Genomic DNA, 18248 nt, shown 5'->3' with positions numbered 1-18248 from the left:
CTGTGCTCGACAGGAGACCGGTCGGTTTCGGAATGCGGGGAGTGGCGAGATGGGTGGCTTGGTGATCAGCGGCGGCCGGGTGGTGGATCCGGCCAGCGGGATGGACGCGATCGGCGATGTCGCCGTGGTCGACGGCAAGATCGCCGCGGTCGGCACCGGCCTCGGCGGTTCCGAACGGCAGATCGACGCGACCGGGCTCGTGGTGGCGCCGGGCTTCATCGACCTGCACGCGCATGGCCAGACCATACCGGCCGACCGCATGCAGGCGTTCGACGGGGTGACGACCTCGCTCGACCTCGAGGCCGGCGTGCTGCCGGTCGCGTCCTGGTACAAGCGCCAGGCCGAGAAGGGCAGGGTGCTGAACGACGGCGCCGCCGCCAACTGGGCCTTCGCGCGCATCGGCGCGATGACCGGTTCGAATTCGGAAAGCTCGCTGGAATCGTTTGGCGCCGCGATGCGCGATCGCCGCTGGATCGAAAACGTGGCGACCGAAGGCGAGGTCGGCGGCATCCTGGAGCGCCTCGCGATCGGCCTGAACGAGGGCGGTATCGGCATCGGCATTCTCAACGCCTATGCGCCGGGCGCCGGCGTGCAGGAATTGACCGCGGTGTGCCAGCTCGCGGCGGATCATGCGGTGCCGACCTTCACCCACGTCGCCTACATGTCGCGGATCGATCCCGAGAGCGCGGCGGAAGCCTATATCCGCCTGATCGGCTATGCCGGCGCCACCGGCGCGCATATGCACATCTGCCACTTCAACTCGTCGAGCAAGACGGATATCGAGCGCTGTGTCGCGCTGATCGCGAAAGCGCAGGCGCAGGGCCTGCCGATCACGGTGGAGGCCTATCCCTACGGCACCGGCTCGACTGTGCTGGCGGCGACCTTCTTCAGCGATCCGAAATTCGAGGAGCGCAACGGCCTCGGTTACGATTCGGTGCAGCGCGTGACCGACGGTCACCGTTTCGGCAGCCGCGAGGAGCTGCTGGCGGCACAGGCCGAAGAGCCCTCGACCTTGGTGCTGTGGCATGTGCTCGACATCGAGAACAACGCGCATCATCGCGATCTGCTCGATATGGCGGTGCTGTATCCGGGCGGCGCGATCGCCTCCGACGCGATGCCGTGGACGCTGTCGGATGGCCGTCCCTACAGCGGCGACGCCTGGCCGCTGCCCGACGATGCCACCTCGCATCCGCGCTCGGCCGGCTGCTTCACCCGCTTCATCCGTGAATGGGTGCGCGAGCGCAAGAAAGTGTCGCTGCTCGAGGGCATCCGCAAATGCGCGCTGATCCCGGCCGAGATCCTGTCGGCGAGCACGCCGGCGATGCGGGCCAAGGGCCGGCTGCAGGTCGGCGCCGACGCCGATGTTGTGGTGTTCGACTACGAGACGCTGAGCGATCGCGCGACCTTCTCGGCGATGAATCGTCCGGCGGAGGGCGTGCGGCATCTCGTGGTCAGCGGCCAGCCGCTGATCAGCGACGGTGTGCTCGATGTCGCGGCGCGTCCCGGCCGGCCGGTGCGCCGGCCTATCACGGGGGGCTGAGGTGCCGGTCCCGATCCTGCTGGTCGCGGGCTTCCTCGGGGCGGGCAAGACCACGGTCGTCAACCATCTGCTGGCGCATGCGCAAGGGCGGCGCATCGCCGCCGTGGTCAACGATTTCGGTGCGATCAATATCGACGCCGAGCTGATCGCCGGCGCCAGCGACGGCGTGGTCAGCCTGAGCAATGGCTGCATCTGCTGCACGCTGGAGGGCGACCTGCTGCGCACGCTCGCCACGTTGCTGCGGCGTGATCCGCGTCCCGAATTCATCGTGATCGAGACCAGCGGGATCGCCGATCCCGCCGACATCGTGCGCAACCTGATGGATCCCGTGATCTGGAAGGAGGCGCCGCTGGAGACCGTGCTGTGCGTGGTCGACGCGACGCAGCCTGCGGCGAAGCTGAACGATGCGCTGCTGCGCTCGCAGCTCCGGGCGGCGGACGTGGTGGCGCTGAGCAAGGTCGATCTGACTGACGCCGCCACCTGCGCCGCGATCCGCGACGCCGTGCGCGCGGCGCGTCCGGCGGCCGTGGTGGTTGATGCCTTGCATGGCGAGGTGCCGGCCGCGCTGCTGTTCCCAGCGGACCTCGATCATGTGTCGGCGCCGCGCGAGACCGCGCCGCGACGGCCGTCGTCCGATCGCTTCGACACGCTGAGCTGGACCTCGGAGCGGCCCGTCGTGCTGCCGCGCTTGCAGCAGGCGATCGGCAGACTGGCGCCGAAGCTGGCGCGGGCGAAGGGATTGTTCGAGACGGTGGAGCAGCCCGGGCGGCTGACCGTGCTTCAACTCGCCGGCGGCCGCGCGACCTTGGCTGCGGGCGGCGTCCCGTCGCCCGGCGTGCCGCGCACGCGCATCGTGTTCATCGCCGAGATGGGTGCGCTGTCGCGCGCGGAGATTGATGAGGTGATGCAGGGATGCGTCGAGGCTCAGTGACGCGAACCTACGTTTCCCGTCATCCTGAGGAGCCGCGAAGCGGCGTCTCGAAGGATGAATTGGCCGCCAGCCGGGCCGTGCATCCTTCGAGACGCGCGTGCCGCGCTCCTCAGGATGACGGGTTGCCTTTGGGCGTCAGCCCTCGACGTCGCTGTGTCATCGCCGCAGCAGCATCTCGCAAAGCATGTGTGCGACAATCGCATCGAATTGACAGCCTTGCCGGCACCACCTATCGTTTTTGCCGACGGTTCCCTTCGGGGATCAAAAGGGAATGCGGTGCGAGGGTAACCCCAATGCCGCAGCTGTCCCCGCAACTGTAAACGGCGAGCCTTTCGTCAATTTGCCACTGGGCCATCGGCCCGGGAAGGCGTCGACAGGCGATGACCCGTGAGCCAGGAGACCTGCCGTCAGTCGTGGTCACACGCGAGCACATCGGGCGGGGGCGTCCTGGTGGGATCGGAGCACTGCCTTTTCGGCAATGCGCCATCCGCGTTCGCGGTGACGTGCCACGTTACCGCGAGTCCTTTCATGTCTCCGTCCTCTCCCGTTGCGCGCAAATGGCGCCTCGGTCTTCTCTGCTCCCTGTCATCGCTGCTGTTGCCGGCCGAAGGCTCGGCACAAACGCCGCCACCAACCAGGCTCGATCCGATTGAGGTCGCGCCTTCCGCTGTGGCAAGGCCGAAGCCCGCGGCGCGAAGCCGTGCCGTGGCCGCCGCGGCGCGGCCGAGGCCCGCGACGATCGCAACAACCGGCAACACGCCGCGCGTCGCAGCGTCGGGCGTACGGGGATCGGCATCGCCGACGCTCAATGCCACCACGCAGGGCGGCACCGGCAGTCGTCTCAATCTGACGCCGCTGCAGACGCCGGCCAGCGTCGAGATCATCACGGCGCAGACCATCGCTGAACGCGGCCAGCATAATGTGCTCGATGCCGTCACCCAGGACGCGGCTGGCTTCATCGCAACGCCGGCACCCGGCAATGGCGGCCTGTCGTTCAGCACCCGCGGCTTTGCCGGCAGCAACTCGGTGATGACGCTGTATGACGGCACGCGCTTCTATATCGGCTCCGGCACGCTGACGTTCCCCTACGACACCTGGTCGACGCAACGCATCGAAGTGCTGCGCGGCCCGGCCTCGGTGCTGTACGGCGAAGGCGCGATCGGCGGCGTCATCAACGTGATTCCGAAGAAGCCGCAGAGCACGCCCTATAACGAGGCCGAGGTTTCGCTCGACAGCAACATGACGCGGCGGCTCTCGGTGGACAGCACCGGTCCGATCAATCCCAATGTGTCGTACCGCATCAACGCCACCGGCAACATGTCGGACGGCTGGGTCGATCGCGACAAGACCTCGAACGCGGTGGTCTCCGCTGCCGTGCGGGTGCAGGCGTCGGACAATCTCGCCTTCACGCTCTCGGAAGATTACGGCGATCGCAGCCCGTCGCGCTATTTCGGCACGCCGCTGATCAACGGCGCGATCCACGATGCGCTGCGCTTCAAGAACTACAACGCATTGGACAGTGCGATCCGATATCAGGACAGCTGGACCCGGTTCAAGACCGAGTGGGATGTCGCCGACGGCATCAAGGTCAACAACACGCTGTATTACCTGACCAGCGAGCGGCACTGGCGCGACATCGAAAACTACACCTGGAATCCGAAGAGCCAGCTGATCGATCGCACGAGCTATATCGAGATCTTTCACGACCAGAAGCAACTCGGCAACCGGATGGATGCGACCTTCAGCGGTCACGTGTTCGGCCTTGCGAACCAGGTCGTCGCCGGGTTCGACGTCAACCGGATCGACTTCACCCATACCAACAACTCGCCCTATGGCGGCGCGTCGTCGGTCAATCCTTATGTGTTCGATCCCGGATCGTTCTTCGCCACGACGACGGCGACCACGCCGGGCTTCAACGCGATCGTCAATCAATACGCGCTGTTCGCCGAGGATCGGCTCTCGCTGACCGATCAGTTGTCACTCGTGACCGGGGTCAGGTATGACCGCCCCGAGGTCGATCGCACCGACTACAAGACGCCGGCAAACAGCTTTGAAACCACGCTGTCGGGCACCAGCTGGCGCGCCGGGCTGGTGTACGAGCCGATCAAGAACCTCGCGTTCTATGGCCAGTACGCGGTCGGCGTCGATCCAGTCAGCAATCTGATCTCGCTGTCGACTTCGCAGAAGACGTTCCAGCTCGCGACCGGCAAGCAGACCGAGATCGGGGTCAAGCAGTCGTTCTGGGGCGGCCGCGGCGAGTGGACGCTGGCCGCTTACGAGATCGTCAAGACCGGGCTGACGATTCCCGATCCCGGCAATCCCACCGGCGGCCTGGCATTGCAGATCGGCCAGCAATCATCGCGCGGGGTCGAAGGATCGATCGGGCTCGCGCTGAGCGACGGCTGGCGCGTCGACGCCAATCTTGCACTGCTGCGCGCCAGATACGACAACAACAGCCAGGTGGTCGGCGGCAAGATCGTCAGCTTCAACGGCAATGTCCCGGTCAACGTGCCGCAGCAGGTCTCGAATGTCTGGCTGACCTGCGATTTCGCGCCCAACTGGTCGGTCTATGGCGGCGTGCAGATCGTCGGTGCGATGTACTCCGATCTTGCCAACACCCAGCTGCGTCCGGGCTACAATGTGGTCAATGGCGGCGTCAGGTGGAAGCCGGATGACCGCACCACGGTCGCGTTCCGCGTCTACAACCTGTTCGACAAGGCTTACGCGGTGACCTCGAACGGCACCGGGCAGTGGCTGCTAGGCATGCCGCGTACCGCCGAATTGTCCGTCAACGTGAAGTTCTGACCATGCGCAACGCTCTGATCCGGCGCGGGCGGCGGTGGCTCTATATCGTCCATCGCTGGATCGGCATTGCGACGTGTCTCCTGTTCGCGATGTGGTTCATCTCCGGCCTTGTCATGATGTACGTGGCCTTTCCGCGCCTTACCGACAGCGAGCGCCTCGCCGCGCTTCCTGTCATTCCCTGGAGCAAGGTGCGGGTCACACCCGATCGCGCGATGGCGATCGCGGGCGTGGAGCGTTATCCGCGTGATCTGCGGCTTTCGATGATGGATGACACGCCCGTCTATCGGGTGACCGGCTGGAAGGAAGGGGCGATCACCATTTCGGCGACCGACGGCAGCGTGATCGACCGGATCACGCCGGACCAGGCGCTGGCCATTGCCGCTCATCATCCGCATGCCGTGCAGCCTCGCTTGATCGAAACGATCACGCGCGACCAATGGTCGGTCACGGCGCGCTTCGATCCGTTGCGGCCGCTCCATCTGATCGGCCTCGGTGACGCTGATGGCACCGAGCTCTACGTCTCATCGCGCAGCGGCGAGATCGCGCTCGACACCACGCGTTGCGAGCGCATATGGAATTGGCTCGGCTCGATCCCGCACTGGATCTATCCGACCGTGTTGCGCAAGGACGGCCCGCTGTGGCGGGATGTGGTGCTGTGGATATCAGGTGTCTGTCTTGTCGTCGCGATCACCGGCTTCTGGATCGGCGTCCTCCGCCTGCGGCTGATGCGCCGCTATGCTGATGGCGCCGTCTCGCCCTATCGCGGCTGGATGGCCTGGCATCACATCGCCGGCCTGATCGGCGGCATCTTCGTTCTCACCTGGATGTTCAGCGGCTGGCTGTCGCTCAATCCCGGCGGCGCGTTCTCCGGCCGCGGCGTCACCCGCGAGATCGCGATCGGCTATAGCGGCCATGACACGGCCGACATCGTCGCCGGCTTCCAGTCGTCGCCATCGATGCCGGCGGTGGAGGCCCGCTTCGTCTGGATCGGCGGACACCGGTTGATGTTGCTCGACGACGGTAACGGAGGCCGCAGCATCGCCGATCCTGTGACCGGTGCGCGGATGACCCTCTCGCGCGACGAGATCATCGCTGCCGCCCGACACGCAATGCCCGGCGCTGCGATGACATCAGCGCGGCAGCTCGATGAACCCGACGCCTACTGGTACACGCTGCACCAGACGCGCGAGCTTCCCGTATTGCGGATCGGCTTCGACGATCCCGCCCACACCTGGCTGCACATCTCCCCCGTCACCGGCGAGATCCTCGACCGCAACGACGACAGCCGCCGGTTCTACCGCTGGCTGTTCAACGCGCTGCACAGCGTCGACTTCCCGCTGCTGCTGCGCATCTCGCCGGCGCGCGACGTCGTGGTGTGGCTGCTATCGGCGGCTGGTACGATTATCTCGATCAGCGGGATCGTGATCGGCTGGCGCCGGTTGCGGCGGCGGAAGGTACGAGGCAGGGGCGTGTCGGCGGGCCTCGTGCGCACACCCCCGTAAGGCGCGATTACTTGACGGTCAGGTGCACGTCCGGCGCCGGCCGATCGGGTGCCCATTCCAGTGCGAACCGCTGTCCGGCAATGATCTCATAGGTCGAAAGCTTGGATGCGACCGCATCGCGGAACCGGAGATAGGCATCGCGCTGCCGCCCGTTCGAGCGGGCCGCGGCCAGATTGAGCCATTTGTAGGCCAGCACGAAATCCGTCGGAACGCCGTGACCCTTGTCGTACATCAGGCCGAGCTGGGCCTGCGCGAACGGGTCGCCCTGCACGGCGCCGCGATAGTAGCAGTCGGCGGCGGCTGCGTAGGCCTGCGGCACGCCGAAGCCGTGCTCATACAAGAAGCCCAGCATGCCGAGGGCGCGCGCATTGCCGTGCTCGGCGGCCGGGGCGAGCTCCCGAGCCGCCCGGGCATAGTCGCCGCGATGGAAGGCGGCCGATCCGCGCGCCACGCTGTCGGCGCTCGCGACAGAGGCGCTCATCGCCCAAAGCACGATCGCAAGCGAAGCCGAGAGGCCTGTCCGTGGTGCGAGAACGCGGCGCATCCTGCTGCTTGGCTCAGTGATAGCTGGTGGTGATCGGTGCATTGGTCGATGTCGTGGCGATGCTGCCGCGCAATTTCGATCGAAGCTCCTCGGCCACGGTCTGGGCGTCGGAACCATTGCGGATGATCTGCGGGCGGATGAAGATGATCAGCTCGGTGCGCTGGGTGCCGTTGCTCTGATGTCCGAAGGCGTCACCGAGGCCCGGAATCTGGTCGAGCACCGGAAGCGCATTGCGGGCGCCGCTCTGCTGCTCGCTGATCAGGCCCGCTAGCAGCACGGTCTGACCGTTGGCCACCGAGATCTGGCTCTTGACCCGTCGTTCCGAAACGGTCGGCGTCAGGTTGACCGTGCTGCCGCTGCTTTGGGGAACGTTGCTGATCTCCTGCTCGACATCGAGCCGCACAGTGCCGTTCACGCTGACGCGCGGCGAGACCTTCAGGATGATGCCGGTGTTGCGATAGTCGATGGTGTTGACCACCGTGTTGCTCGTGGTCAGCACCGTCGCGCTGCCGGTCGAGACCGGGACGACGTCGCCGACCTGCAGGGTCGCGACCTGGTTGTTGATCACCACCAGCGAGGGATTGGACAGCACCTTGACGCTGGTGACGGCATGCAGCGCATCCAGGATCAGGCTCGGCTGCGTTGCATTTCCGATCAGGAAGTTGAAGCCTGGGAAGCTCTGGTTGATGAAGGCGTTGGTGAGCGATCCCGCGACCGAGACCGCGCCGGTGGTCGCGTCCGTGGTGGTCGCAGGCGCGGAAGTGGCCTGGGTTCCGAGGATCGAGCCGGCGTTCGGCTTCAGGCCGAGGTTCTGGCTGGTGAGATAGGTCTGCACGCCATAGGACAAGGTGTTGTTGAGCGTGACCTCGGCGATCGTAGCGTCGATCGCGACCTGGAGCTGCGGCTCGTCGATCTGCAGCAGGGTCGACTCGATGATGCGGTAGTTGGCCTGGTCGGCATAGATCAGGAGATTGTTGTTCACGACATCGGGCGTGATGCGGACGTCCTGCATGACGGGCTGCCCGTTGCCGCCGCCGGCACCGCGTCCGGCATCCAGCGCGGCATTGTTGCCCTGGCCAGGATTGTTGGGATTGTTCGCTTGCCCGCCGGCGCCGAATCCCTGGCCCAGGCCTGTTGCGCCTGTCCCCGACGTGCCGCGGGATGCGAAGCCGCTCATGCCTGAATTCGCGCCGTTGTTGTTGTTGAGCGACAGACGGTCGGCGACGCTCGAGGTCGACGAGGTGCCGGACCCGGGCGCGAGCTGGCTGTCGGCACTGTCGAGCAGGTTGCCGGACGATCCGCCAAGGAACATGTCGGTCAGGACCCGTGCGATCTGGCGCGCATCGCCGTATTTGACGCGGTAGACATGGACCGAGGTGCGCGCCGTGTCGTTGCGGTCGAGGCGCTTGATCCAGGTCGCAGCCGTGTGCAGCATGTCGGGCTTCTTGGTCACGACCAGGATCGCGTTCAGGCGCGCGATCGGCATGAACTTGATGACATTCTGGCTGAGGCCGTTCTCGCCGGAATCGACGATCTTCTCCAGCTCGGCAATGACAGGCGCGGGCGAGCCGCTCGAGATCGGGAAGATGCCGACGGATTGGCCGCGCATCCAGTCGACGTCGAAGCTGAGCACGGTATCGACCGCGGTGCGGCGCTCGGCGCCGGTGCCCTGGATCAGCAGCAGATTGCGCGTCGTGTCGGCGCGGATCGCGCCGGCCCTGGTGGCGAAGCTGTCGGTCAGCTTCATGAGGGTCTGCGCCGACACATATTGCAGGGGGACCACCGAGATGCCGAATCCGGGTTCCGGATTGGCCGCCGCGGCATCGACGCGGCCGCCGCCGACGGCGTCGCCGAGCGGCGTCAGGCGATAGCCTGCCGTATCCTTGAGCAGCACGACGCCGCTCAGGCGGAGTGCGTTTTCAAGCACGAAGACCATGTCGGACTTCGGCACCGGACGGACCGAGACCAGGCTGACCGTGCCCTGCACCCGCGGGTCGATGGTGTAGCCGACATGCAGGATGTCGCCGAGCACTACCTTGGCGACGGTCGCCACCGGCGTGCTCTCGAAATTCAGATCGAAGCCGTTGCCGTTCGACGCCGGTTGCGGCCGCGCTTCCGCGACCGCCGTCACTTCGCTTCCGTCATACATCGCCGCGCGGACGCTGCCGCTCTGGCTGCCGCCCGTCGCCGCCAGTGCGTTCGCCGGTTGCGGCTGGCGCTGCGCCAGATCCAGCGAGCGCACCTTGTCGGTGACGTCGAGTTGGGATGCGTCTACGCTCTCGCCGACCGTCGCGGAATTGCAGGACGCCAACAACCCCAGTGACGTCAAGGCAAAAATGGCTGCGAGGCCGCCACGGATCGTCGGGCAGCGGCCCACTGTGCCTACGCGTTGCATGAAGGCCCTTCGCTTTGACTAACTGAAATTTCGATTGCTTGCGACGATCGGTCCTACCCCGGAGGAACTCTTAGCGATCGAACATGACAGAAATAAATTGGTTACATGATTGTCGTTCGCGACCTGCCCATCGCATCGCACCTAAACTGTGCAGCCGGCGCGCTGCTTGTGTCCGCGATGCCACCCTCAAAGTTTCTTGAGCGGGACGAATGATGTGACTTCGCACAGCTGTCACACTTCGGATCGATAACCGCACAATCGCCGGGGGAGCCGAACACGACGGCACGCAGCGGCACTTGGCACGAACTGATCCGGGATAGTGTGGCGGGATATCGAGAATGGCCAACGACCTGTCCGTTCGGTTCGTGGATTATCTGCGTCAGAACAATCACCTGGCGCCGAGCGATGGACCGGCTGAGCGGACCGGGCAGGGCGCCGATGTCAGGCAATTGAAGCTGTGGGAGGTCACCAGCCTCTCCCCGACCGAATTCGCCGACGAAGCCGCGCGCTTCTTTGCGCTCGGCCGCCTGGCGCTCCAGGAGATGACGTCGGCCGAACCGCTGGTCGGGGCGTTCTCGCCGCGCTTCCTGCGCGAGACCATGGTCTATCCGTGCCGGGCGGCCGACGGGACCACGGTGCTCGCGGTCGTCGACCCGACCGATCAGGCGACGCTGCGGGCGGCACAGATCGTGCTTGGCGCCGGCATCCATGTGAAAGTGGCTTCGTCGGAAGACATCGCCATCGCGCTGAACAACTCTTCCAGCGCCGAGGAGGCCGAGGCCGCCGATAGCGCGGCGGCGCTGCCCCGCGAAGACGACATCGAGAGCCTGCGCGATCTCGCCAGCGGCGCGCCGGTGGTGCGCGCGGTCAACGATCTCATCGAGAAGGCGGTCGAGCTTCGCGCCAGCGACATCCATATCGAGCCGTTTTCCGGCGGGCTGATGGTGCGCTTGCGGATCGATGGCCTGCTCCGGCCGGTCGCCGCGCTGTCGGGCGTGCTGCCACAGGCGGTGGTCTCCCGCATCAAGATCATCGCCAACCTCAATATCGCCGAGCGCCGCCTGCCGCAGGATGGCGCGGCGCGGCTGCGGGCCGGTCGCACCGACATCGATATCCGCGTCGCGATCATGCCGACGCAGCACGGCGAATCCTGTGTCATCCGCATCCTGCCCAAGGATCGCGGCTTGCTGGTGGTCGAAAAGCTCGGATTCTCCGAGCCTGACGAAGCCAAGCTGCGGCGGCTCTTGAAGCTGCCGCACGGCATGGTCGTGATCACGGGGCCGACCGGCAGCGGCAAGACCACGACGCTGGCGACGATCCTGTCGATCCTCAATGAGCCCAGCCGCAAGATCCTGACCATCGAGGATCCGGTCGAATACGAGCTTCCCGGCGTCAACCAGTCCCAGATCAAGCCCGCGATCGGCCTGACCTTCGCCACCGCCCTGCGGTCCTTCGTTCGCCAGGACCCTGACGTGATCATGGTCGGTGAAGTCAGAGATTCCGAGACCGCGCATGTCGCGGTGCATGCGGCGCTGACCGGGCATCTGGTGCTGACGACGCTGCACACCGAGACCGCGGCTGCCGCGGTGCCGCGTCTGCTCGACCTCGGGGTCGAAGGCTATCTGTTGCGTTCGGTGCTGCGCGGCGTGATCGCGCAGCGTCTGGTACGGCAACTCTGCGAGCGCTGCAAGACGGCGCGGCCGCTGGCAGCGGCTGATTTCGCCGAGGATCCCCGGCTCGCTGCGCTCGGCTTCAAGGCCGACGAGATCATTCAGGAGCCATGCGGCTGCGAGCGCTGCGGCGGGACCGGCTATCGCGGCCGCCTCGGCGTGTTCGAGCTGCTCGAACTGTCCAATGAACTGCGCGAACTGATCGGGGAGCGAACCGACGGGCTGAAGATCGATACGATAGCGATCCGCTCGGGCATGACCACGATGCTCGACGATGGGGTCGCCAAATGCCGCGCCGGATTGACCTCGCCCGCCGAGATCCTCCGCGTCGCAACGGTGCGGTGACGCCGTGCCGAATTATCGCTATCGCGCTCTGACCCAGGCCGGCGAGATCGTGAACGGCACGATCTCCGCCCCGACGGCGGCCGAGGTGGCGCGGCGGATCGAATATCTCAAGCTGCTGCCGATCGAAACCACCGAGGACAAGCGCGCATCCGGCGGCACCGGTGGCCGCAGCCTGTTCGGCGGGCCGAGCGCGGCCGAGGTCACTACGTTCACGCGTGATCTCGCACTGCTGCTCAAGGCCGGTGCGCGTCTCGACGATGCCTTGGAGCTGCTGTCGGGCGACGCGGACGTGGGCCGGATGCGTCCGGTGGTGGCGAAAATTCGCGCCGCCCTGCTCACCGGCGAGAGCTTTGCCGACGCGGTCGCCGATCATCCAACCCTGTTCCAGCCGATGTACATCGCCCTGGTCCGGGTGGGAGAGATCTCCGGCACGCTCGATTCTGTGCTGGAGATGCTGGGCACCGAGCGCGCGCGTTCCGAGCAGATGCGGCGCAAGCTGACCGACGCCATGCAATATCCGGCCTTCGTGCTGGTCGCGGCGTCCGGCGTGATGCTGTTCTTCCTGCTGTTCGTGCTGCCGCAATTCTCGACCGTGCTCGGCGATTTCGGCGGCAAGTCGGACACGGCGCTCGCCAGCTTCATTGCGGTATCGGATTTCCTGCGCGCCAATGCCACCGCGGCAAGCCTGATCAGCGCGGCAACGATTGCGCTCGCATGGTGGCTGCTGCGGCAGGCGCGCGTCCGCGCCGCGCTGGTCAACGCCATCTCGCGGGTGCCGGGCATCAGCAGCGCCTTCCAGTTCTATCGCGCCAGCCTGTTCTGCCGCAATCTCGGCGTCCTGCTCGGCAGCGGTGTCAACCTCACCGCCGCGCTGCGCATCCTGGTCGACATCATGTCAGTGACCGGAAGCGAGGCGAACTGGACCGCCGCCGCCGACCGCGTCCGCCATGGCGGCAAATTGTCGGAAGCACTCGCCGTGGCGGACAGCCTGCCGCCGATGGCGGTCCGCATGCTGCGGCTCGGTGAAGAGACCGGGCAGCTGCCGGTGCTGGCCGGGCGGGTCGCGGAATTCTACGAAGCAAAATTGCAGCGCAGCCTGGACCGGGTCGTCGGCATCGTCGGTCCGCTGGCGATCATCACGATCAGCACCGTCGTCGGCGGACTGATCGTGTCGGTCATGACGGCGCTGCTCTCGGTCACGCAGCTAGTCGGTTAGAGCAGGGGTCATCGGCCATGATATCGCGCAACACCATCATAAAGGCATTCGCCACGCGAGTGGAACGCGCTCGCGCGCCGTCGCAAAGCCAGAGGCGTTCGGGGCAGGAGGGCTTCACGCTGGTCGAGATGCTGGTGGTGATCGCGATCATCGGCCTGATCATGGGGCTGATCGGCCCGCGCGTGCTCAACTATCTCAGCGAATCCAAGGTCAAGACCGCGCGCATTCAGCTGCAGAGCTTCTCCAGCGCGCTCGACCTGTTCTATCTCGACGCCGGGCGCTTCCCGTCCACGGCTGAGGGGCTTGCCGCGCTGGTGCGGCGCACGCCGGGGGTCGCGGCCTGGAACGGCCCGTATCTGAAGGGCGGCAACGTGCCGAACGATCCCTGGAACCACCCCTATCTCTATCGCTCGCCCGGCGAGCACGGACCCTATGACATCGTCTCCTACGGCTCCGATGGTCAGGAGGGCGGCAGCGGCACCTCGGCCGATATCTCGCTCGAGAAGACCACCGCCGCCAACAACAACGACCAGTAAGGATGCATCGCAAGCATGAGTGACGCGACGCAGCGCGGTTTCACCCTGCTCGAGATGGTGTGCGTGCTCGCCATCATCGCGCTGCTGGCGGCCGTGCTGCTTCCGTTCATTCCGCACCAGACCTCGCGATCGCGCCTGCAGGCCTATGCATTGCAGACCGCGACGCTGCTGAAGGCCGATCGGAATGCCGCCATCGAGCGCAGCACCAGTGTTGCGACGCTGGTCGATGCGCCGAGCCGGGTGATCCACTCCGGCGCGTCGCGCATGACGGTGCGGATCCCCGAAGACGTGCGGTTCGATGCCGTGCTGCCGCAGAGCTGTCAGCGCCGCGCCGCACTGTCGACGATCCGCTTCTTCGCCAATGGCGGTTCCTGCGGCGGCTCCATCGCGCTGACGCGGCTCGATGCGGGATATGAGGTCCGCGTCAACTGGCTTACCGGAAGGGTTGAAATCGTTGCTCGCGACGTCGCCACCAACTAACCGCACTGATGCGGGGTTCACCATCATCGAGGTGCTGGTGGCGCTGGCGCTGGTGGCCGTCTCGATCGTTGCGATCGGCGCCGTCATGGGCGTCAAGACGCGCGGCGTGCGGGCGCTGGAGCAGCACGTGGCGCTGATGCAGGCGGTGCGCACCTTGATGACGGTCGGCATCCCGCCCCGCGCGGAATTGCAGTCGGGCACCTCGACGGGGCAGGCGGAGGGCTACCGCTGGACGATTGATGTCAGTCCGCTCGGTGGCGACTGGAAAGTGCCCGAGGGCAATGTGCCCTGGGCTCCGGAGCTGGTGCGGATTCGCGTCAAATCTCCGGGCGGTGCGCTGTCTGACATTCGCACCGTACGCCTGATGCCGAGGGCATCGGAATGACCCGGGCATGGGCAGACCAGCGAACAGGCGAGCGCGGCTTCACGCTGATCGAGACCATCGTCGCGCTGGCGCTGATGGGGCTGTTGCTGTCGGCGCTCGCCAGCATCACGGCGCAGTGGCTGCCGAGCTGGAACAGGGGCCTCGACCGGATCCAGCGCAGCGAATTGATCGGGATCGCGCTGGAGCGGATCGGCGCCGATCTTGCCGCCGCGGAGTTCGTTGCCGCCAACCGCGACAGCCACAAGCCGCTGTTCGACGGATCGGAGTTGTCCGTGACGTTCGTGCGCACGTCGGTGGGGCCGAATGCCGGGCCGGGGCTCGACGTGGTGCGCCTTGGCGAGACGCGCGATCGCGGCGAGTTCGTCACGGTTCGCACGCAGACGCGGTTCACGCCGCTGGCGGACGGGGTGTCGCTGTCGGAGCAGGTCCATCTCGGCAGCCCGGTGGTGCTGCTGCGCGCGCCCTACCGGCTGTCGTTCGCCTATGCCGGTGCTGACCGGGCCTGGAAGAGCGCCTGGAGGGACGCGGACAGACTGCCGGCGATGATCCGGCTGACCGTGCGCGATGCGGCGAGCCAGCGCGTCCTGTCGGTTTCGACCATCGCGCCGGTCCATGTCCAGATTCCGAGCGACTGCACCAAGCCGGACGGCAATTGCGGCGACAAGCAGAGTTCCGGAAGTGCCACCGATCAGGGGAAGACGTGATGCGCGCGTCCGGCAATGTCGGCCGATCGCCGGCCAATCGCGGCTTCGTCATCGTTGCGGTGCTCTGGATCCTGCTGGCGCTGTCGTCGCTGGCGATCATTTTCTCGGCCTATCTGGCCGCGTCGGCGCGCGCGCTGGCGGCCAGCGACCTGTCGTTGCAGACCGAGGCGCTGGTGTCGGCCGGGCTCGAGCTCACCGCCTATCAGCTGACGCTGACGGACGAGAAGACGAGACCACAGTACGGGGCGCTTCATTTCGGGCTGGACGATGCCAGCGTCGGCGTCACCTTCACGTCGGAGGCCGGCCGCCTTGATCTGAACTACGCGTCGAAGGAAATGCTGATCGGCCTGTTCGTCGTGCTCGGCGCCCGCAAGGACGCCGCCGCCGAATATGCCGACCGGATCGTCGGCTGGCGAACCCGGCCCGCGCCGGGCAGCGAGAATGTGGAGGCGGCGCGCTACAACGCGCTTGGCTATTCGCCGCGGCAGGGGCTGTTCACCCATGTCAACGAGCTGGCGCTGGTCGCCGGTATCCCCGAAGCGTTTGTTGATCGCGTGTTGCCGTTCGTGACGGTGTTCAACGGCGGTCCGGATGTTGATCCGACCATCGCTGCGCCGGAAGTCGCTCTCGCCGTCGATAAGGCGTCGGGGAAGGACCAGCGACGGCTTCGGGGCGCGTCCGGCTTCGCCGAACAGCATCGCCGCGGCCGCGCAGGCCCCAAACCAGCAAAGCGCGGCATCGACGGCGCAGAGCCCGTGCTATCGGATCGCAATCTCGATCCGCTTCCGCAACGGTCACCGGACCACATCCGAGGCGGTGATCGCCCTCGGCGACAAGGTCGAGCCCTATCGGGTGTTGTCCTGGCAAAACGACGTCGAGCCGCGGAACCCGGTTCTGCTGCGCAAGGGAGGATGATGGCAATGCTTGCCGAGGCACAGCAATGGTTCGAGCAATGGATCGGCGCGGTCGCGACCACCGTCGACGGCGTCGCCGGCAGGTTCATGCGCCGGCGCAGCATCGAGCTCGACGAGAATGGCGACGGCACGTTCACCGCCCGCCTCGCGGTCTCGAAGGATGGCTCGCCTTCGATGCCGGTTTCGTTCCGGCTCGATCACGATGCGCCGCAGCCTCCGCTGCCGGCGGAGTGGAAGACCGCGTTCGACGGCAGCCGCATCGAGGTGCGTTTGCGATCGGATCAAATCGTCAGCCGCGTGCTCGATTTCCCGAGCCAGGCAAGCGACTTCCTCGACGGCATGATCCGCGCGCAGGTCGACCGGCTGACACCTTGGAGCGCCGCCGATGCCGTGTTTGGCTGGAGTTCGCCGCAGCCGATCGCCAATGACCGCATTGAAGTCGCGTTCGGCGCGACCGCGGCGACGAAGGTCGATCCGTTGATCCGGATGGCGAGGATGCTCGGCGCCGCCTCCGTCGCGGTCTTCGCGCCGGCGGTTGGCGGCGACGGCGCCGCGCAGCAGGTGACGCTGCTCGACAAGTCGCTGCGCGGCCTTGCCGGGCCTTCGGTTCCGCGCCTGTTGCGCGTCGGCCTGGTCTCGACAGCGGCCGCGGCCGCGGTCTCGCTGCTGCTGAACATCTATCTCGGCGGGTGGCTGCAATCCGAGCAGGACGATCTGCAACACCGGATCGCGCAGCGCCGCGCCGCGCTGCGTCTCGATGCCAATGGCGACTCGTCCGGGCTCGGCCTGCTGGCCAAGCGCAAGCAGACGACGCCGTCGAGCGTCATGGTCCTGGAAGCGGTCTCGCGCGTGCTGCCCGACACGACCTATGTGACGGAGCTTCGCATCGAGGGCAACAAGGTGCAGGTGGTGGGACTGACCCAGGATGCGCCATCCCTGATCCGGTTGCTGGAGCAGTCGCCGCAATTCACCCGCGCGACGTTCTTCGCGCCGACGACGCGTGCGGCAAATGAATCGGCCGAGCGGTTCCACGTCGAGGCCAACATCACTGCTTATTTTGGATCCGGCTCATGAGCGCAGCATCCCGATCGCTGACCGCTGTCAGCACCTCGCCAATGGTCGCGACCGCGAGCTATCTCGGCCTGTTCGTGCTGCTGCTCTTTGTCGTCATCTCGTCGCTCTCGGACATCATCGGCCTGCGCAGCGATGTTGCGGCAGCGGCCGGATTGCTGGAGCAACTGGAGGGGCGATCCAGGGCGAATACCGCGCCAGGTCAGCCGGCGATGCCGACCGGCTCGGCCTATCTCGAGGGGGCGACCGTCACGGTGGCCGGCGCCACCTTGCTGCAACGGGTGTCGGGTGCGGTGATCAAGGCCGGCGGCAACGTGCTGTCGACGCAGCTCGATGTTCCCAACGCGCCGGCCAAGGCCGGCTTCATCAGCATGGTCGCGAGCAGCGAGATCGAGCAGGCGCAATTGCAGCAGGTGCTCTACGATCTGGAAGCCGGCATGCCGTTTTTGTTCATCGACCAACTGGTCGTGCAACCCGTCGCCGACGAGGCCGCCAAGGGCGCCGATCCCGGCAAGCTGCGCGTGCTGCTCGGCGTCTCCGGACAATGGCGAGGAGCGAAATGATGCGACGCTTCGCAGCGACCATCGTGCTGTTGGCAGTGTCGGCCTATTCGGCGCCGGCCGCGGTGCCTGCCCCGTCCGGCGATGCATTGGACGCCGGGATGCTCGACGATACCCGCCTCGGTGGACCGGTGCTGAGTTCACCGCCGCCGTCCGAACCGGTGACGTCGGTCCGGGTGGCCCCGTCGCCGGCACCGACACCCCGGCCGCTCAGCGCCAATCCGTTGTGGGGCATCCCGCTCAAGACGCTGTCCAACACGCGCGACCGGCCGGTGTTCTCGCCGTCGCGGCGACCGCCACCTGCCGTCGTTGCGGAACCGGAGGTCAGCAAGCCAGCGCCGCCGCCGCCGCGTAAGGTCGCGATCGAGCCACCGCCGCTGTCGCTGGTCGGCACGATTGCGGGAGATGACGAAAGCTTCGGGATCTTTCTCGATCAGTCGAACAAGACGGCGCTGCGGCTGAAGATCGGCGATGACTTCCAGGGATGGAAGCTGCGGTCCATCAACGGCCGCGAAGTCACGATGCAGAAGGACGATCAGGGGGCCGTGCTCACATTGCCCCAGCCCGGCGGCGACGAGAGCGGCGATGTCCGCCTGGTTCCGGTCAGCACCGAAAGGAAGCCCTTGGCCGCGCGGCGCCAGATGTGACCG

15 protein-coding genes and 1 riboswitch are annotated in these 18248 nt (G+C 66.4%); of the genes, 13 read left to right on the top strand and 2 right to left on the bottom strand.

The window, feature by feature from the left end:
* The first annotated feature begins 49 nt into the window (after positions 1 to 49).
* The 4 genes from ACSKB9_RS20330 (at position 50) to ACSKB9_RS20315 (ending at position 6778) form a co-directional block, all read left to right on the top strand.
* Positions 50 to 1540, top strand: a complete 1491-nt coding sequence (locus ACSKB9_RS20330) for an amidohydrolase family protein (protein WP_438075275.1) — start codon at positions 50 to 52, stop codon at positions 1538 to 1540.
* 1 nt (position 1541) lies between these two features.
* The gene (locus ACSKB9_RS20325) at positions 1542 to 2471 is read left to right on the top strand and encodes a CobW family GTP-binding protein (RefSeq protein WP_438075273.1); all 930 of its coding nucleotides are present in this window, start codon (positions 1542 to 1544) and stop codon (positions 2469 to 2471) included.
* Between the two features lie 228 nt (positions 2472 to 2699).
* A riboswitch (cobalamin riboswitch) is annotated at positions 2700 to 2894 on the top strand.
* A 105-nt stretch (positions 2895 to 2999) separates the two neighbouring features.
* Positions 3000 to 5276: a TonB-dependent receptor gene (locus ACSKB9_RS20320; protein WP_438075271.1), complete on the top strand. Its 2277-nt coding sequence runs from the start codon at positions 3000 to 3002 to the stop codon at positions 5274 to 5276.
* A gap of 2 nt (positions 5277 to 5278) precedes the next feature.
* On the top strand, positions 5279 to 6778 hold the full coding sequence (locus ACSKB9_RS20315; protein ID WP_438075269.1) for a PepSY domain-containing protein: 1500 nt from the start codon (positions 5279 to 5281) through the stop codon (positions 6776 to 6778).
* Positions 6779 to 6785: 7 nt separating this feature from the next.
* Here ACSKB9_RS20315 and ACSKB9_RS20310 read toward each other — a convergent pair whose 3' ends face one another.
* Both ACSKB9_RS20310 and gspD read right to left on the bottom strand, forming a co-directional pair.
* Entirely contained in the window at positions 6786 to 7259 is a 474-nt protein-coding gene (locus ACSKB9_RS20310; protein WP_438075267.1) for a tetratricopeptide repeat protein, read from the bottom strand.
* 76 nt (positions 7260 to 7335) lie between these two features.
* Positions 7336 to 9717 (bottom strand): type II secretion system secretin GspD, encoded by a 2382-nt coding sequence (gene gspD, locus ACSKB9_RS20305; protein WP_438075265.1) that lies wholly within the window; start codon positions 9715 to 9717, stop codon positions 7336 to 7338.
* Positions 9718 to 10055: 338 nt separating this feature from the next.
* Between gspD and ACSKB9_RS20300 the strand changes: the two genes are divergently transcribed.
* The 9 genes from ACSKB9_RS20300 to ACSKB9_RS20260 are packed head-to-tail and all read left to right on the top strand — an operon-like array spanning position 10056 to position 18245.
* Positions 10056 to 11732 carry a GspE/PulE family protein gene (locus tag ACSKB9_RS20300; RefSeq protein ID WP_438075263.1) on the top strand — a complete coding sequence of 559 codons (1677 nt, stop codon included), beginning with the start codon at positions 10056 to 10058 and terminating at the stop codon, positions 11730 to 11732.
* A 4-nt stretch (positions 11733 to 11736) separates the two neighbouring features.
* A complete protein-coding gene (locus tag ACSKB9_RS20295) occupies positions 11737 to 12948 on the top strand; it encodes a type II secretion system F family protein (RefSeq protein WP_253606581.1) in 1212 nt (403 codons plus the stop codon).
* Between the two features lie 17 nt (positions 12949 to 12965).
* Positions 12966 to 13484, top strand: a complete 519-nt coding sequence (gspG, locus tag ACSKB9_RS20290) for a type II secretion system major pseudopilin GspG (protein ID WP_057017723.1) — start codon at positions 12966 to 12968, stop codon at positions 13482 to 13484.
* 15 nt (positions 13485 to 13499) lie between these two features.
* The gene (locus ACSKB9_RS20285) at positions 13500 to 13964 is read left to right on the top strand and encodes a pilus assembly FimT family protein (protein WP_438075261.1); all 465 of its coding nucleotides are present in this window, start codon (positions 13500 to 13502) and stop codon (positions 13962 to 13964) included.
* Entirely contained in the window at positions 13930 to 14349 is a 420-nt protein-coding gene (locus ACSKB9_RS20280) for a prepilin-type N-terminal cleavage/methylation domain-containing protein (RefSeq protein WP_438075259.1), read from the top strand. Before ACSKB9_RS20285 ends, ACSKB9_RS20280 begins: the two co-directional genes overlap by 35 nt.
* Positions 14346 to 15053 carry a PulJ/GspJ family protein gene (locus ACSKB9_RS20275; protein WP_438075257.1) on the top strand — a complete coding sequence of 236 codons (708 nt, stop codon included), beginning with the start codon at positions 14346 to 14348 and terminating at the stop codon, positions 15051 to 15053. Before ACSKB9_RS20280 ends, ACSKB9_RS20275 begins: the two co-directional genes overlap by 4 nt.
* On the top strand, positions 15053 to 17041 hold the full coding sequence (locus ACSKB9_RS20270; RefSeq protein WP_438075255.1) for a PilN domain-containing protein: 1989 nt from the start codon (positions 15053 to 15055) through the stop codon (positions 17039 to 17041). Before ACSKB9_RS20275 ends, ACSKB9_RS20270 begins: the two co-directional genes overlap by 1 nt.
* Positions 17038 to 17601, top strand: a complete 564-nt coding sequence (gene gspM, locus ACSKB9_RS20265; RefSeq protein ID WP_063790101.1) for a type II secretion system protein GspM — start codon at positions 17038 to 17040, stop codon at positions 17599 to 17601. The genes ACSKB9_RS20270 and gspM overlap by 4 nt, the downstream gene beginning before the upstream one ends.
* Positions 17598 to 18245: a hypothetical protein gene (locus tag ACSKB9_RS20260; protein ID WP_438075253.1), complete on the top strand. Its 648-nt coding sequence runs from the start codon at positions 17598 to 17600 to the stop codon at positions 18243 to 18245. Before gspM ends, ACSKB9_RS20260 begins: the two co-directional genes overlap by 4 nt.
* Positions 18246 to 18248: the final 3 nt, after the last annotated feature.

Source organism: Bradyrhizobium sp. BR 1433 (genome assembly GCF_051547665.1).
Classification (GTDB): Bacteria; Pseudomonadota; Alphaproteobacteria; order Rhizobiales; family Xanthobacteraceae; genus Bradyrhizobium; species Bradyrhizobium australafricanum.
Note: the sequence above shows the minus strand (reverse complement) of the source record. Positions and strands in the feature narration are given on the sequence as shown.

Bases quoted from the DNA above. Each gene is read 5' to 3' on its own strand.
- gspG (WP_057017723.1), top strand. From the start codon at position 12,966: ATGATATCGCGCAACACCATCATAAAGGCATTCGCCACGCGAGTGGAA.
- ACSKB9_RS20310 (WP_438075267.1), bottom strand. From the start codon at position 7,259: ATGAGCGCCTCTGTCGCGAGCGCCGACAGCGTGGCGCGCGGATCGGCC.
- ACSKB9_RS20315 (WP_438075269.1), top strand. From the start codon at position 5,279: ATGCGCAACGCTCTGATCCGGCGCGGGCGGCGGTGGCTCTATATCGTC.
- gspD (WP_438075265.1), bottom strand. From the start codon at position 9,717: ATGCAACGCGTAGGCACAGTGGGCCGCTGCCCGACGATCCGTGGCGGC.
- gspM (WP_063790101.1), top strand. From the start codon at position 17,038: ATGAGCGCAGCATCCCGATCGCTGACCGCTGTCAGCACCTCGCCAATG.
- ACSKB9_RS20320 (WP_438075271.1), top strand. From the start codon at position 3,000: ATGTCTCCGTCCTCTCCCGTTGCGCGCAAATGGCGCCTCGGTCTTCTC.
- ACSKB9_RS20330 (WP_438075275.1), top strand. From the start codon at position 50: ATGGGTGGCTTGGTGATCAGCGGCGGCCGGGTGGTGGATCCGGCCAGC.
- ACSKB9_RS20260 (WP_438075253.1), top strand. From the start codon at position 17,598: ATGATGCGACGCTTCGCAGCGACCATCGTGCTGTTGGCAGTGTCGGCC.
- ACSKB9_RS20275 (WP_438075257.1), top strand. From the start codon at position 14,346: ATGACCCGGGCATGGGCAGACCAGCGAACAGGCGAGCGCGGCTTCACG.
- ACSKB9_RS20285 (WP_438075261.1), top strand. From the start codon at position 13,500: ATGAGTGACGCGACGCAGCGCGGTTTCACCCTGCTCGAGATGGTGTGC.
- ACSKB9_RS20270 (WP_438075255.1), top strand. From the start codon at position 15,053: ATGCGCGCGTCCGGCAATGTCGGCCGATCGCCGGCCAATCGCGGCTTC.
- ACSKB9_RS20300 (WP_438075263.1), top strand. From the start codon at position 10,056: ATGGCCAACGACCTGTCCGTTCGGTTCGTGGATTATCTGCGTCAGAAC.